This window comes from Luteibacter sp. P1_D3 (genome assembly GCF_056406135.1).
Genome location: NZ_JBFUAT010000061.1, coordinates 1 through 14,868, shown reverse-complemented (window position 1 = coordinate 14,868; position 14,868 = coordinate 1). Strand labels below are relative to the sequence as shown.

The window sequence follows — 14,868 nt, the reverse complement described above, 5'->3', positions numbered from 1 at the left end:
GCGCTGCCTGAGCCTGCCTTGACGACCCATTGCGTGGTGCCGACTCAACGCAGTCCTTCCGGCCCGCCATCTTTGTGCCTGTTCGGCGACGCGCCGCAGCCGGCCCGTGTCGCACGCCGCCCGCAGCACCCACACCCGCTTCGGCCGCGGCCCTGATGGTTGCCGCTCTAGCACGCAGTCTGGTCTGGGGACAAGGCCGCCATCGCAGCGCTGGTTGCTGCAGGTGCTGACCCCGACGCGGTTGATGGCAAGGGGGAGACGGCGCTAGCGATGGCCGGGTGTGCCGCCGTCGAGGACGCGGCGATGGTGGCCCTGCTGCTGAACCTCGGCGCCGACCCGTCCCGCGTTCCGACATCGTCTGCGAGCGTGTTGCATGCCGCATCAAGGTATGGACGGTCAGCGACCGTGGCTGTGTTGTTGTCGCACGGTGCGCGCGTGGACGCGGCAGGGCATGGCGGCATCGAGCCGTTGTCGGTGGCCGGCACCGCGCCAGTCATCCGTTCGTTGCTCGATGCCGGCGCCGACGTATCGGTGAAGGACCATTACGCCTTGTACTGGGCGAGCGGGGACGCAGATCCGGCTTGCTTCGAGCTGTTGCTCGACGCAGGCGGTGACCTCGATGCACACCTGTACGGCTGTTCTGGCAATCCGACCATCCGGACGCTGGCCTGTCGCCGGGACGATCTTGCCTTGCTCATCGCGGACCGCGAGCAAGCCATGCTCGCCATGGTGCTGGGTACCGCAGCTGTCGCTGCACGTGTTTGCCACCGGCTTTAGCCGTCGCGCAATGGCAATACGGGGAAGTGACACGGACCGCACACTCTGACAGGTTGGACATTCAGCTGACGGAGAAACGCGATGGCTTTCCACCCCGCATTTGGTATCGCCATGACCGACGCGCAGTACATGCAAAACTGGGCGAAGGAATCGGCGAGTCTCGAGGGGATTGGTGCCTACACGTGGATGGCAGTGCATCTTGCCGGTGCGTCCCGGGTGCTCGAAGTCGGTTGCGGCAGCGGCCGCGGGACACTCGCGCTTCTTTCGTCCCCCCGCCAGGTGATAGCCGTCGAAGCCAACGAAGCGGCCCTGTCTGCAACAGAGGCGTTGCTTGACACCAACGAATTTTCCTCCGTCCGCGTTCCCGCACTGGGTCTTGCAGCGGGCCGTCCAGAAGACGTTGTCTTGGTCGAAGCGAGTTTCCTTGACGTTGCCGACAAGGCAACCGCAAACCTTCGCCTTGACGCCGTGGCCTGCTGGAACATTGGTGCGGCCCCGGCGCTGATTGCAACCCACAACGCCGTATCCCCTGAATCGCTGCCGCCCCAGGCAATCGGCGAATACCGTCTGGCCGTCCAGCGCGCCTGTTACAGGCTGGCTGCAAGGGCAATGGACAAAGGCGCCCTCGTCCACGTCGTCGACAGGGCGGCCGTCGATGTAAAGCAGATGAAGCTGATGGCAACCGAGCTCACGCGAATGCAGCAAGAGATCTGCGGCCCCGGCGTCTCGATAGACCCGGTCCGCACCGTGCTTCGTCCGTACACCATCCCGTCCTCAATGATTAAGTACCTGGCCGCTCAGGCGCTACCGCCGAATGCCACTCGGGCGTTTGGATCGACGGTGGGCACGGTGCTCTGACCGGGAGCACTTCCGGTCGTCTGCCCGCTGGATTGATGGCGCTGACGTTTGAGAGTGGCGAAGGCGCCGCCTCGAGTCCGCTTGTGTGCGGAGGTGATGTTGCGCAATACCTGCAGTCAGGTATCCCGGCTTTGCGCGTCGTCGAGTTCGCCGGCATGAATCTCCCGCTCCGACGTTGCCAGGAGTCGCCCCACTGCACCCGCGAGGTCAGCGCAAGCGACATCTCTAGCGGCCAGGACCTCGACAGCTCTTGCGTGACCAGCAATGGCGGCCGAGCCATTGTCGGAAGCCGTTTTTTCGAGCCGCCGGGCCAACCGCAGGATCTCCGGCCTGTCTTTGACCTCGGCCGCGTCCGACAGGAGCACAAGGTCGATGATGATGGAGGAAGAAGCGCTCAGAGGCATGAATTGGTTCTTGAAGCAGGAGTCTGGTAACAAGGGTTGACGCACCCCCGTGGTCACCGGCACGGCGACGCGTGACGGCGACTTCACGCGTGTGACGGTGCTGAAGGTCGCCGCCCTGAAAGCCCCCTGTCTGGCTGTGCAAGGCAACACAGAGTGAGCAGCGGCCGTGCCCTGCGACGGCAGGTGTTACACCATTGATACAGCGCAGCCCGCGAGCGTATGTGCATGCAGCAACCCGCGCTTGCACCAAAGAATCAAAATGCGAAGAAACAATCTTTCTTCATTCTCACCGTCAAGCTTTACACCGAGACTGCCGATAGCCCGGCCAAGCGCGGGTGGCATGACGCCAGCTGCGCATGACCAACCCTTCGGAGCTCCCCGTGCGCAAACTCGTTTTCCTTGTTCCCCTTGTGTTGTCTGGCTGCGCGACCGTGCGGCCAGACCCCGCCATCGACCTTTATTGGGCCATTGAGCGTCCCGGTGTGGTGCCCACCTCCGTAACCCAGGCGTTCAACGCGCCGGGCTGGGCAGTGGAGGAGACGATCCTCGACAGCGACCCGCATGTGCAACCCATGCAGTTTCCGGTGCGCGTCAAGGTCGCCGTCTCCTTGTCGGCACTCGACCAAGGCGTCCGCCATGCACACGTGCGCATCGACGCAGACCAGATGGGATCGGTGGACATCCTCCAGAGCAACGCGAAGATGACCATTGGCGGACAGGTTCTCCATCACCTCCAGCCCGGCGAACAGGACGTGGCGCTGCAGCCCGGTGTGCCCGCAACCGTCAGGTTCAACGACGGATTCGTGTTGACCATTGCCACGAGCGCGCCTGAGCAGTTCGGCAGGGTGACTGCGAACAACTGATATCAAGCCCGGCCGTGTCCACCTGCTGAGACGGGTGCAGGAATGTGTAAAAACCGACGGGTGTTGTTCAAGCCACGGATGACCAGAGTACCGACCATGATGGTTTGATGGGAGATTCACGGCATGAACATCCTAAAGGGCAAAGTTGCGGTGGTCACAGGTGGCACCTCCGGCATCGGCCAGGCAAGCGTCGAACTGTTTGCGGCCGAAGGCGCGAAGGTCGTCATCGTCGGCCGCAGACGCCCCGAAGGCGAAGCGGTCCGTGACGGCATCGTGTCGATGGGAGGCGAGGCGGCGTTCGTGGAGGCTGACTTGTCCGATGACGCTGCCGTCACCCGCATGGTGACCGAAGCGGTCGCTTGTTTCGGGCGTGCCGACATCTGGTTCAACAATGCCGGTGTCGGAGGCGGGCGGGGCGGCATCGAAGAGCGCGAGGCGGCCGACTGGGACCGCATCGCCTCAATCAATGCGCGCTCGGCTTTCCTTTGCCTGAAAGCAGAGGTTGCCCAGCTCCGGGCGCAAGGCGGCGGCGGTACCGTCTTGTTCAACGCCTCGGTCCTCGGCAGCGTGGGCTTGCCCGGAACCATGGTCTACGGGGCGAGCAAGGCGTCGGTCATCGCCATGGCGCGAGCAGCGGCCGTTGAGCTCGGTCCTGAGGGTATCCGGGTCAACACGGTCAGCCCGTCCATCACGCGCACACCGATGACGGCCGCCTGGTTCGAGGGCAAGGGACCGGGGGCGGATGCGAACCCGTTGGCAAGCGCCACCCCCCTTCGCCGCGCGGCGGAGCCTCGCGAAGTGGCGGGGGCGGCACTGTTTCTGGTTTCCGACCTTGCTTCTTATGTGACCGGTCACGACCTGCGCGTGGATGGCGGCCTCTCCGCCAACTGACTGAAGGCGGGAATCTGCAACAAAAAAAGCCTGCCCGGCGCCGGTGTTGAACCGGGCGGGGCGGGCGACGGGTTTCAATTGAGGTAACGCTTGGCAATGACGCCTTTTTGCCCGGCGTCTTCGCGCAGCTGCGTGAATGCATCGGCCAGGGTCYGGAATGCGCCGCCATCTTGCAGGGTCGGAATGGTCACGTCTTCCCCAAGGTCGAGACCGGCAAGCGCCGCATCGACCAGTTGGTCAGCCGTGATGAAAGAGCCTGCCGGGAAGAGCGAGTCATCGACGCCAGCCGTGGCGAAAAATTCGGTTCTCACGGGCCCCGGCATCACGCACTGGAAACGCACGTTGGCGCCCGCCGTTTCCAGTTGCAAGGACCGCGTGAAGTTGAGCACGAAGGCTTTGGAACCACTGTAGGCGGCACCGCCCTTGACGGCGCGAAATGCGCTGATGGATGACAGGTTGACGATGGTGCCGCCGCCGCGTGGGCCAAATGCCTGAAGTGCTGCGAGCGACAGGCGTGCGAGGGCGAGCACGTTGACTTCAATCAGCGACGTCAGGTCACCCGGTGTGGTTTCCGTAAGGGTACGGAGCTGGCCAATGCCGGCGTTGTTGATGAGAAGGTCGATGGTCTCGTCGTTGCCAATCAGTGCTTCGACCGCACGGCATCCGCCTGCCGTGGACAGGTCGGCGGTGTGGGTCGTCACGCGGACGTCGTACGCGCGGCCCAGTCTGCCCGCGATCTCATCGAGGCGCTCTGCGCGGCGTGCGACCAGCACGAGGTTGTAGCCACGCCTTGCGAGCCGGTCGGCGTAACTCGCACCGATGCCCGAGGAAGCGCCGGTGATGAGGGCGGTCTTGTTTGCGGTCATGGATAAAGCTCGGCGTTTTGGGGTCCATCCATCCTGCGAGTTTTTGCCGCGTGCGGCTTTTACCATTGCGCCGCATTGGCCGGAAACGGCCCCCAAAAGGCCATGGTCCAGCCCCGGCGGACCATGCCTTGACAGTAACGCCCGTTGCTCCACCATGTCTTCCAATCAGGGGAGACCAGCGATGCACCGATTGAAGCTCGATGAGGCCAAAGCCGTTTACCTTTCATCACTCACCGATGGCACCGTGTTCATTGCCAATTTCGGCAACGGTCACGGTCATCAGTCCGGACTCGTCTTCGGCGAGGAAGCTGTTCTCATCTTGAGCGGCCCGGAACGGTTTTCGGCGTTCCAGTTCCGAAAGCATGACAAGACAGCAGTCGTGCCATGTCCCGAGTGGGCTGACATGGTCGTCTCCATCCCGACGGGGCACGCCATCGAGCGGCGTGAGACACCCAGGCTCGGACGTCTGGTTGTGGACGACAACGGCGTCCATCTGACCTGCCGTTGGAGGGACGAGGAAGACGCTCTTCCGGATTTCTTTGCAGTCCGGCTCGGCGCCTGGGATGTTGGCAACGTGCCGTCAGGGGTCGAAGTCGACGCGTGGGCTCTTGCGAGACTCGATGAGCGGGAAAATGTCATCGAGCTTGTCGGGTTCTCGGGGCAAGCGTAACCACCGTGCGAAGTGGGTATGTCGGGCGTGTCGCAAGACGTCGGGCCTGCTAGGTGCACGGTTGCCACCTGGGGGCGGGGCGGCACATCAACTGGCGGATACGTGTGCTGCAATGCCCTGCAGAGAATGACATCGCCCAACGGGCTAGGCCATTTTGCTGGTTGGATGCAGGAACACGCGCCCCCAACAAATCAGGAAGCGGCGGGTCTGCGGGGCGAAGAGCAGGCCAAGGGGGCGTATTCGTCTTCGCCTTCCGGAGTACGCAACATGGTCACGAAGAAAAAAGGCGTCGAGTCAGGTGGCAGCATCGACAAGACATCAGGTCCGCGAAAGCGCGCGGGCCACACCCTTGAACGCATTGCAAAAGCGTCGGCGAGTCGGGTTGGCGACGATGTGCTGGCGCTGTTGCTGACTGGCAACAGTTGGCGCGGCCACAGCTACAGCGCCGAAGAGATATCCACACTCGTCAAGGTGTACGACGACTGTGGGTCCGGTGTTGGACTGACTAAAGCCCAGGTCGAATCGCTCATCGGTGTCCAGCGTGCAATTGAGGCGGAGAACGATTCGCCCTACGCCAAGCCGGTCAAACACACCGGCAGGCACGTCGGAAACGACATCACCGCCGAACAAACTGACCGCCCGGAGCGAGGCGGCTAGCCCCCTCGTTCGGGTCAAGGGCGGCAACGGTGCACGCCAGCACGTTGCCGCCTTATCAAACGCCTTCCTGCCGACGATTCGGCGCCAATTACCGTCCCAGAACCTGGTCGAGGGATGCGATGAGTGCGTCCGCTCCGTCGACTTGGTCACTTAAGTTAAACGCCGCGGCGCCCCGGCGGAGCACCACGCATCGTGCCCGCGACATGTTGATGAGCGCCCTGTACAGCGCAATCTGGCGTTGAAAGTAAACAAGGTTGAGATGCGCGGCTTTCATGAGCTCGCCGAGATTGTGCTCGTAGACCTTGGCGATGCGCTCTTCCTTGACCAGTTCTCGCTCCAGGATGGCCGGAATGAGCTCGCCCGCTGGTGATATTCTCTCGACAAGCAAGTCGGCGCTGTACTTGTAGGGTGCGGCTTCAAGGTCCAGGGCGTGGTCGCGGAGGTACGTGGTTCGCTCAAGTGCGGCGACGACTTGACCGTCGAGGTCTGGGTGGCGCAGAACGAAATCCGCCACGTCGCTCAAAGTCTGGACGTCGTCGTTCCTCGTTGAGGCCATTTGTCTGACCTGTTTGAGCCAAGCAAACAGTGCGCGCTGGTGTATCTCGGGCTGGTTGACAGCCTCGATGAGCTCCAGATCGTCCGTGGTCGCGAGGCGGACCAGCCCCCCGACAGGTTCCAGTGCCGGGGAACGCCACAGATCATTGGGGCTGCAGTAGTCGACGCTGGATGCGAGCGCCCTGCCAACGGACCCGTACGCCTGGGCCACGAGCCTCGAACAAAACTGGCGGCGTGTCTGGGCGCCGGCCGGGCCAGCTCTGACCGTCCTCAGCGCCTCAGCGACCGAATAGAGGGAACCGACCTTTTCCCGCGCAAAGTTGCAGATGTGGTTGGCTTCTTGCGTCGAAAGCGGTTTTTGCGCGCGCAAGACAATGAATTGGTCAGCACGGTCCCTGAAGAGGCGCTGGGGATTGTGCGAAAAGACGCCACCCTTGACAGTCGCCTCAATGAGGGAGTGACCGACGTAAAGCATGGCATGCGATGCCGGGCCGCCCGTCTTCAGACGGATGCCTGTACTGACTGCTGAATCGTCTGAAGTCAGCACGATGTCTGCGAGCTGCAGGTCGTCGTACTTGAGCAGGTAGCGCGACTGTCCTTCATCGAAAACGTCGCCGCTGGTCATAACGTCCATATGCTTTGCTCCATGATTGGTTAATGAAAGTTTGACGGCACGCTGCGACAGGTCTTGAGTCAGCGCGCGCCGCCTCGCCATGTCAGAAAAGCCCTACACGGCCGCGTGGGCGTTGGCAGGGGCAAGGCGGCGCGAGCCACCTCGGGCACGCATCGGGCCCCCGCGGGCTGCATCACTGCGGCCTCCCTGTGCCAGGTCGTGAACGTCGGGATGATTGCCAAAAAAGGACGAGTCTCAGGCAATCAGGTGAAGAATCAGGCCGGATCCGTTGGACCAGCCCTTGCCGTCCGCATAGTTGTCGAGCGACGCGTTGGCGTCGACCGCCTTCAGCGCCTGTTCGATTGCGTCCCGGGTCGACGACGACACCTTCGACAGCGCCTGCGAGGCCGTCTCACGGCCGCTGGCTGCAGTCCGCTCGTCTTTCGTCGGAGCGAGTACGCCAGGTTTGACGCCGGCGGCAATGGACCGCTGCAGGTACGCCGTGCCGGAGACACTGACCGACAGCGAAGTCCCGGCAGTGACGTTTGAGCTTATGGGTGTCATATAACGTGCCTAAGTAGGTGCCTGTAACCGTGACGGCATTAAATCGCGAAACTTGAGGACCCTGGCCAGTCGGTCAAATCCGACATGACGACCCGACACTTTGTGTCGGTTGCATGACGTGCTGTCTGGCGAGTCAGGGTATTTGCGAGAATGCGCTGCGGACGGGGTTGGTGATGGGGCGCTTCCTCGGTATGCTGGCCGTCATTCCACAGGAGGGAATCATGGCAACAACGAAGAAAGCAGCAGCACCCGCAGCGGAGACCGCGAAGAAGTCTCCAGCCACCCGGCGCGTCAAGTCCTTTGCCCCGAAGAAATTCGAAGAGCACACCCTTGTCGATGCGGATAACAGGATTGTCGGCCACATCCGGGTCAAGCCAAGCGGGATTTTGTGGTCACCGAAAAACGGCAAGGACTGGTACGGGCTAGGTCTTGAAGAGTTCGCCGAAATCATCGAGCGCGACGGCAAGAAGCAAAAGAAGTAACCGGGACGATGGACGAAGCGGTGCCCTTGAAAGCGCTGTCTTGCGCATGCTTGGTACTTCAACAAGAAGGCCTGGATCGATACCAGGCTTTCTTGTTTTGCTTCGAGGAGACTGCGCCTCAGTCTTCGGTGAGCCACTCAAGTGGAACGAGTTTCTCGCCGTTTCGCCAGATTTGGCGAACCTCCACACCGGGAAGGTTTGCTCAACCGCTTACCTCTCAATCGGCAAGCTCGATGATGTTGCCTGCACCCGGCTGTTGACAGCAAAGCTCGCATGGAAGGACCAGGACGGGTATTGGAGCGCCACCGCCAGGGGCAGGAGCGTCTTCGCTCACCTTGAAGACGACAGTCGTGGGCCGGTCTGAATGGCTTCTTCTGCGACGACGGAGGGGCGCGCCATTAGATGGAACGGGTCGACGTCCGAATGACTCAGGTAATACATGATCCTGTTGGAAACCTTGGCCGGCTTCGACCTGGAGGACGCCATCGTTACCAAAGACAGTGTGGCTTGTAGCGTCGTCTGTAAATGTCGGTCGAGCACGTCCAATGTCAGTGACACGCTGTGACCCGGGGTGCTGCGGTGCGCTCGTCGGCCCGGGACCGGTCAGGAGGGGTCCGCACCGTGCTCCTCATCGAGCCAGCCGTCCCGCCGCTGGAAGGTCCATTCGACATTCCGCGCAAACAGCGTGGGGATGGCATCGTTTTCCAGCATTCCTTTGAGCAAAGCCGCCCTTGTGGCAAGGAAAGTTGCCTGGGCTTCGAGGCCGCTCATCCCTTCGTCCGCCAACCCGACCAGGAGCGCGCGGAGGTTGGCGCGCCTGGTTTGCTGCAAGGTTTCCATGCCCGTTTTCCCGTGACCAAACCATGGTTGTAGCAGTAAAGAGGGGTAGGGACACTGATTGCTGTATCAGCAGCCTGTGGCCGCCAGGTCTACTGCCACAATGTGACGAGCGTGGCCTGCATTTCCGGGCTGACGTCGATGACGAGCGACCCTTCGTTCGCCGAGTCCGCAGTAATCGACGGATTAACGCTAGTCCGGGCTGTCGCGGCAGGCCAAGCGACGCCGGCGGCCCACATTTGTCAGGCCGGCAGGTAGGCGTCCCGGGGCCGTGTCTGCCCGAGCCACATGCGCCGTTGCCCATCGGCGGCCTTGGCAAGGCGGTTGGAAAGCGCGCTAGCCGTCACTGGCCAGTACCGCCGGACGACTTCTGTGGCGTCGTCCGGAAGGCGTGCCCAGAGGTCGACTCGAACGTCGACGCACTGGAGGAACAGTGCCTCGCTGCACCAGTAACTGGCCCCGTCCGGGGCATGCATCATCTGGCCGAACCAGTGCTGCGCCCACGTGTTCTTCCGTGCAGCCGCGAAGGCCGCCATTGCGGCGAGGCCCGGCAGCCCACTGCCGGGGTCGGCGCCCTTTCCGGCCCGTCGGACCTGTCCTTCCGAGCGGGGCAGCAGGCCGATGAGCATCCAGCCGAGCGCCTGCGTCGCCGGATGGGGAGCATTGATGCAATCGTCGGCAAAGTCCGACACGAAGGCCTCCTTTCCGCAAAGACAGGCCGCCACCACCTCGACGGCGATGGTGTGGTCGTCACGTGCACCATGAAGACGGGCGCGGCGTGCGTTGTCAAAGGCCTCTCCAGTGGCCATCGACCAGGTGGCGAACGCCGCCAGACTGATCTTGTTCCAGCCAAAGGCCATTCGCACGGCCGGCTCGACATCCGCGTATGCGGCAAGGAGCGCGAGGGCAGAGGCGGGATTCGTAAAAGATTCTGCAATGGCCACCATTTGCGCAATGTTGTACAGCCAGCGCTCGTTCTGTCCGCTCACCGTCAGGAGCCGGGCCGCCCAATTGCCAACCAGCAAGGGGCGATTTGCAGCGACCTTGGCGAACGCCACCGGAGACAAATCGTCGACAAGCAGCAGCGCGTGGTGCTGCCCGAAAGCATCCCGTAGTTCGCGGTATGCCAGCCGACGCTTTTCCTGCGCACGGTTCTGGGCTTTGGCGTCCGGTGACAGGAAGCTCTGGAGGTGTTCCGTCTCCTCGTCCGCAGACAGTGCCCGGGTGCGCAGCAGGCGTGGGAGATGGTCCGGAACGAGGTCGACGTCCGCCTCAAGGCCGAAGGTTGGCTCGGGAAGGGGGGCGGACAGGTTGCAGAGGAGTCGGTCGACCTGGCTGGCCACCGCCGCCGCAGCGTCTCCACCGAGGAGCGCCAACGGTTCCATTGCGGTCGGATGCAAGGTGTCTATGACCTCGCCCGCCGCAACCAGCCCTCGTCCGATGGCGCGGACCACGGCGAGCGAGCCGAAGCGGTCCTCGGCATCATCTGTACGTTCCTTCGCCGGCCACGCGCGCGCAAAGGCGCCCAGTTCGGCATCGGTGCCTGCGAAAGCGAGGTAATGGGCGCGCACATACGCAAGCCCGGGTTCGGCGTCGTCGAGCATGGCCGAAAGGAGCAGTTGCGATGCAGATGTCAGGGGCGACTGTGAATGCGCGAGGAAGGTGAGGAGGTACTGCCGGCGGCACAGGTCGGCGCCGGCGACCACGTCAGTTAGTGCGCGTTCGACCGATGCGGCCGATGCGCTTTTCAACATCGGCAATACAGAAAAAAGGATGGACTCGTCGACGGCGTCGGTCATGAGCGCCTGCAGCTGCTCGTCGCCGCCCAGGGCGAAGAACGCATAGCGAAGCGAGAACATTGACAGTGTGGCGAGTTCGATGGGCTCGATGCCGACGGCGTCAGAGGTCCGGAAGCCGGCGCGGATGGCAAGGAGTGCGCGCGCCTGCCGCTCATTGATGAGCGGGGCGACCTTGGAGAGGTGAAGGAGGCCCTGTCGCAGCGGTAGACCGCTGCGGGACAGGACATCGTCGATGTAGGCCGAGCCCTTGGCGGTGGCAACCTCGGGCCGCCAGCGGGCGACAACAGGGAGGCTCCGGTCGAAATCCAGGTCTTCTCGTGTCTGCACGAAGGCAGAGTGCAGTGATGACGGCAGGAGTCGCTCGAACTCGTCGACGGCCTTGCTGGTGGACGCTGGCACGTCGTCAGGGTCAAGCGGATTGCTGGTGTCGGACACGGTGGTGAAATGGACCAGGGCCTGCTTTTCCTGCATGAGTGCCCGCGCAGCGTTTGCCGTGTGGGCGTCGGAGGCGTCCCCCGTAAAGAGCAGCATGTTGCTGGCGGTCCGCAGTGCCGCGTCGCTGGCCCCGGGAACCATGAGTAAAGCTGCGAGCCGGCGTGCCTCGGCCTGCGCCTCGGCCCAGTCGGCTGGATTCAATTCGCCGAGCCACATGAGTTCAACCGTCGGCGCCATGAAGGCCCGGTTTATGGACGTACCGAACCGCCATGCACAGAGCGCTTCCACGAACGGAGCGAGGGGCTTGCCTGCGAGGAGTTCGAACGCGACACCGGCCAATGGGGCAGGATTTGTCGTTACGGCTTCCAGTGTGTCAAAGCGCGCGCGTTCATCTGCCGTCAACACCGCAATGGCCTGGTCGACCTTGTCGCGGTATTCGCGGACGCTGGCGGTCCACGCGGCATCGTCCTGGTCCGGTCGCCTCGGCGCCATGGCATCACGACAAAACAGGTGCAGCCAGGTCTTCAGGCCATCCGACACGTTTTTCCATGCAGGTTCTGCCGCAGACAGGGCCTTGAGTGCCGCTAAAAGCCACGTGCGGTTAAAGTGAGGGGATTCGTCAAGAACAGCGGCCCGAAGGGCGGCGAGATAGGCATCCGGTCGCTTTCGTGCAAGTGCGAGGAAGGGCAGGCGATGTTTTTCAGGGATGTTTTGCAGGCCGGTAAACTGGAGCAGGAGCGCACGCGCAATGGCCAGGTCCTCCTCGGTGATGCAGGCGACCGTGATGGCCGCAAGCAGAATCCCCGCGGTGGCATCGAGGGCAGAGAGCGGGTCGAGGAGCTCGTTGGTGGCCACTTGCACGTCGACGTTGTTTCTCTTTTTTTTCTTGACGTCTTCAATCAGTGCCACAGCTAGCGCCATGGTCAGCCCGTCGCCCTCGAGCCTGAAGAGCGTAGGGGAACCGTCGACGGGCCTGAAAAAGCGCGTCTGGGAAACGGCCTTGGTGTCTTCGAAGACATGCAGATCCTCGAGCTCGTTTCGCTCGTGCCGGGCAAGAATTTCCCTCGCACGCGCGGCGAGGCCCTGGGCGAAGTCGTGCGGGGACTGGTCCTTGTTTTCCTTTGCAAGGATGCGGATGTGTTCGAAGAGAAGCCGAGCGGCGCTCAGTTCCTGCAGGTTTGCGAGCTCGTCATTGCCGAGGAGCCGGAGTGCGACCGACAGCAGGCGCGGATTGACGAGGATGTCGGCAACGTCTTCGCTGAGCAAAGCGGGGTTGACCTGCCGTCCACGGAGGATTTCGTCCCGCTCTGCAGGCGTCCAGGGGTCGACACGCACCATCACGGCAGGACGGTCGAGGCGGTCCCTGATTTTCGCGATGAAATGATTGGTCCGGGTGCTGAAGATTAGCCGCATGCCCTTGTTGCCGAGGTCGGCGATAAGGCGGTCAAAGAGGCGCGGCCAGTCGAGGTCCGGGCGCTGGTTAATGCCATCGATGACGAGGACGAGGGGATTTGCAAGGGCGGCACCGGCCTCGAGCCAGCGGGTGACTTTCCTGCGCCACCGCTCGGGCGAGCTGGTCGCTGAGACATCATCGACCTGACGCGCCAGGCATGCAGCCACCAGCTCATCGGTGGGGGGAAACACCGCCCCATCGAGGTTCTCGGCCGGAACCACAAGAAGCATGATGTCCTGGCGGCGGGTGAGCCAGGCTTTGGCCGGCGCCCACGACTTGCCGACGCCTTCGTCTCCAGTCAGGGCGAGGGGGCCAGCAGGCGCGGCACTTTCGATGAACTCAAGTATCCGGTCGGTTAACGCTTGCCTCGGCAGGACGATGTTGATGCTCTCATCGGCCGGGGCGAGCGGCTGCCCCATCCTGGCCGTGGCTTCGCGCCGGTTGGCAAGGAGCGTGTCAAGCCGTGCCTTGTTGGCAGCGAGGGCGGACGCATAGGCCAGGGTCGGCAAATCGACACTTTTCCTGACCTCGGTCCCGGCCGCGTCGAATCCGGGGCGCGCCCGGAGGGCGTCGCAGCCTGCGATGATGGCATCGGCAGCACTCGTGGCAAGGTCCATGGCAACCAGCTGTGCCCTGAGCGCATTCGGGGGCACCGACGCGATGGCAACGGCAAGCTGGGGCAGGGTCTGCGCATCGTCCCAGTCGAGAATGACGACTTCCAGGCCATACGGAGTGGACGCGGCCTCAATGACCCGCCGCGACTGACTGCGGACGGGCGCTGTTGCACAGACAATCCAGAGATCGACGTCGTTTCGGGGGCCGAGCTCGGCGATTTTTGAGGTGAGTTCGCCATTTGGCGGCGCATCGGTGTACCGCTTGCACTCGAAACTGACACGCTCGCCGCGACGCTTCGCGTCACCATCACTGCCGGCCTGAGGGCCGCTTGAGGCAAGGCTGTAGGAAAGGTCGGTGAGCAGGCCGAGGACCGCGCCCATAAGCCCTTCGAATCCGTGCTCGCCGGCTGGTTTCATTCCCAAGAGCGTGTCGCGGAATGCCGCCACCGCAAGCGTGTTGTTCTGGTCCATCTCGCGTCTCCTTTTGGCCGCCAAGCGTAGCGGAGAAGCGCTCACCTTGAGCAGGGAGAGCGCTGGGTCACGACCTCCTGTGTCCCTGCATTTCCAGCACGCAACTTCCCCGCGGCGGTCAGCAGATGACGGATCTTCCGGAGCAGGGTGCAGTGCTGTCCAAAACGTCGTGCCACCTGGATCGACGTTCGCCGCCTCGCTCAGCTGGATGGCCCCATGACCCTCACTCGTCCACTGATGACGTGCAATCGGGCACCTGTACATCTCAGTGCGCCCATCCCTGCGCAGTGGCGCGGACCACTGTGTGTCGCGCAAGGACCCTGGTGTCGACGCCCGCGTCGATGCGCACAAAAAAGCCGTCCCAAAGGACGGCTTCTCGAGATGCGGCGAACGACCTGAAAAGGAATAAAACAGGCTTCTTCTAAGCCACGTAAGCCGTGGCACACCTTCCGCATCTCTTCATTAACCATAACCAGGATCCCGGCCTCGTCAAGGGGTCAGGGCGAAAATAGTTTTCGCCATTGACAGACCCAACCGAAAAGCTAGGATCCCGGGACACATTCCGGTACACGCCGGTTTGGGTCCAGGCGTTGGCGGAGGATCGGCGATCCGTGTCCCACTCTCTCCGCCATAAAGTCGCCTAACCTATTGATTTATCTAATGTTTTAGACGCAGAATCATTCTGTTTCCACGTATTATTCCACGTTGCCATCTAGGGCCACCGATGGTTCAACCGGGGCCGCATGCTGCCTATCCACCACGCCCGCGAGCGCGCGATAGTCGCCACCGTTATGCTCGACGTGCTGCGAGCGTTCGGCGCGGCCTACCTGCGCACTGCGCGATTCGGCACTCACGCTGACGAAATCGTGCTGCTAATGGCGGTGTTCATTGGCACGGCTGAATCGCGTCCGATGACCTCCGGCAAGATCGCCGAATATGCGGGCGTGCCTCGCCCCAGTGCGGCCAGGAAGCTTGACCGGCTGGCGAAGCGTGGTGTCGTGGAGAAGATAGGCCGGCGCTACCTGCTGCCGGCGAGCGTCGCGAACAGCGCGCCAGTGA

13 protein-coding genes and 1 pseudogene are annotated in these 14,868 nt (G+C 62.9%); 8 read left to right on the top strand and 6 right to left on the bottom strand.

Translation table 11 applies throughout. The features are described from left to right. Window positions 1-186: 186 nt before the first annotated feature. Together AC1DYM_RS22190 and AC1DYM_RS22185 are read left to right on the top strand one after the other, a co-directional pair. Window positions 187-777, top strand: a pseudogene (locus AC1DYM_RS22190) (ankyrin repeat domain-containing protein); the annotation flags it as partial. Between the two features lie 81 nt (window positions 778-858). Continuing rightward, entirely contained in the window at window positions 859-1,635 is a 777-nt protein-coding gene (locus AC1DYM_RS22185; RefSeq protein ID WP_477342086.1) for a class I SAM-dependent methyltransferase, read from the top strand. A 116-nt stretch (window positions 1,636-1,751) separates the two neighbouring features. Here the strand turns inward: AC1DYM_RS22185 and AC1DYM_RS22180 are convergent, their stop codons facing one another. Then, window positions 1,752-2,039 (bottom strand): hypothetical protein, encoded by a 288-nt coding sequence (locus tag AC1DYM_RS22180; RefSeq protein ID WP_477342084.1) that lies wholly within the window; start codon window positions 2,037-2,039, stop codon window positions 1,752-1,754. 380 nt (window positions 2,040-2,419) lie between these two features. On the opposite strand from AC1DYM_RS22180, the gene AC1DYM_RS22175 reads away from it, so the two are divergent. Further along, on the top strand, window positions 2,420-2,902 hold the full coding sequence (locus AC1DYM_RS22175; protein WP_477342082.1) for a hypothetical protein: 483 nt from the start codon (window positions 2,420-2,422) through the stop codon (window positions 2,900-2,902). Window positions 2,903-3,025: 123 nt separating this feature from the next. Next, window positions 3,026-3,793, top strand: coding sequence for an SDR family NAD(P)-dependent oxidoreductase (locus AC1DYM_RS22170; RefSeq protein ID WP_477342080.1), 768 nt, complete (start codon window positions 3,026-3,028; stop codon window positions 3,791-3,793). A gap of 74 nt (window positions 3,794-3,867) precedes the next feature. On the opposite strand, the gene AC1DYM_RS22165 is transcribed toward AC1DYM_RS22170, so the two are convergent. Then, window positions 3,868-4,725 carry an SDR family NAD(P)-dependent oxidoreductase gene (locus tag AC1DYM_RS22165; protein WP_477342078.1) on the bottom strand — a complete coding sequence of 286 codons (858 nt, stop codon included), beginning with the start codon at window positions 4,723-4,725 and terminating at the stop codon, window positions 3,868-3,870. Window positions 4,726-4,840: 115 nt separating this feature from the next. On the opposite strand from AC1DYM_RS22165, the gene AC1DYM_RS22160 reads away from it, so the two are divergent. Further along, entirely contained in the window at window positions 4,841-5,329 is a 489-nt protein-coding gene (locus AC1DYM_RS22160; RefSeq protein WP_477342076.1) for a hypothetical protein, read from the top strand. Window positions 5,330-5,596: 267 nt separating this feature from the next. Then, the gene (locus tag AC1DYM_RS22155; protein ID WP_477342074.1) at window positions 5,597-5,986 is read left to right on the top strand and encodes a hypothetical protein; all 390 of its coding nucleotides are present in this window, start codon (window positions 5,597-5,599) and stop codon (window positions 5,984-5,986) included. An 88-nt stretch (window positions 5,987-6,074) separates the two neighbouring features. On the opposite strand, the gene AC1DYM_RS22150 is transcribed toward AC1DYM_RS22155, so the two are convergent. Both AC1DYM_RS22150 and AC1DYM_RS22145 read right to left on the bottom strand, forming a co-directional pair. After that, window positions 6,075-7,175 (bottom strand): C40 family peptidase, encoded by a 1,101-nt coding sequence (locus tag AC1DYM_RS22150; protein WP_477342072.1) that lies wholly within the window; start codon window positions 7,173-7,175, stop codon window positions 6,075-6,077. A 234-nt stretch (window positions 7,176-7,409) separates the two neighbouring features. Continuing rightward, window positions 7,410-7,718: a hypothetical protein gene (locus AC1DYM_RS22145; protein ID WP_477342070.1), complete on the bottom strand. Its 309-nt coding sequence runs from the start codon at window positions 7,716-7,718 to the stop codon at window positions 7,410-7,412. Window positions 7,719-7,939: 221 nt separating this feature from the next. On the opposite strand from AC1DYM_RS22145, the gene AC1DYM_RS22140 reads away from it, so the two are divergent. Next, window positions 7,940-8,200: a hypothetical protein gene (locus tag AC1DYM_RS22140; RefSeq protein ID WP_477342068.1), complete on the top strand. Its 261-nt coding sequence runs from the start codon at window positions 7,940-7,942 to the stop codon at window positions 8,198-8,200. Between the two features lie 603 nt (window positions 8,201-8,803). Here AC1DYM_RS22140 and AC1DYM_RS22135 read toward each other — a convergent pair. After that, window positions 8,804-9,040 (bottom strand): hypothetical protein, encoded by a 237-nt coding sequence (locus AC1DYM_RS22135; RefSeq protein ID WP_477342066.1) that lies wholly within the window; start codon window positions 9,038-9,040, stop codon window positions 8,804-8,806. A gap of 239 nt (window positions 9,041-9,279) precedes the next feature. Then, window positions 9,280-13,809 carry a hypothetical protein gene (locus tag AC1DYM_RS22130; protein WP_477342064.1) on the bottom strand — a complete coding sequence of 1,510 codons (4,530 nt, stop codon included), beginning with the start codon at window positions 13,807-13,809 and terminating at the stop codon, window positions 9,280-9,282. A gap of 743 nt (window positions 13,810-14,552) precedes the next feature. On the opposite strand from AC1DYM_RS22130, the gene AC1DYM_RS22125 reads away from it, so the two are divergent. Beyond that, window positions 14,553-14,868: helix-turn-helix domain-containing protein (locus tag AC1DYM_RS22125; protein WP_477342062.1), on the top strand; the 316-nt coding region annotated here is incomplete at its 3' end.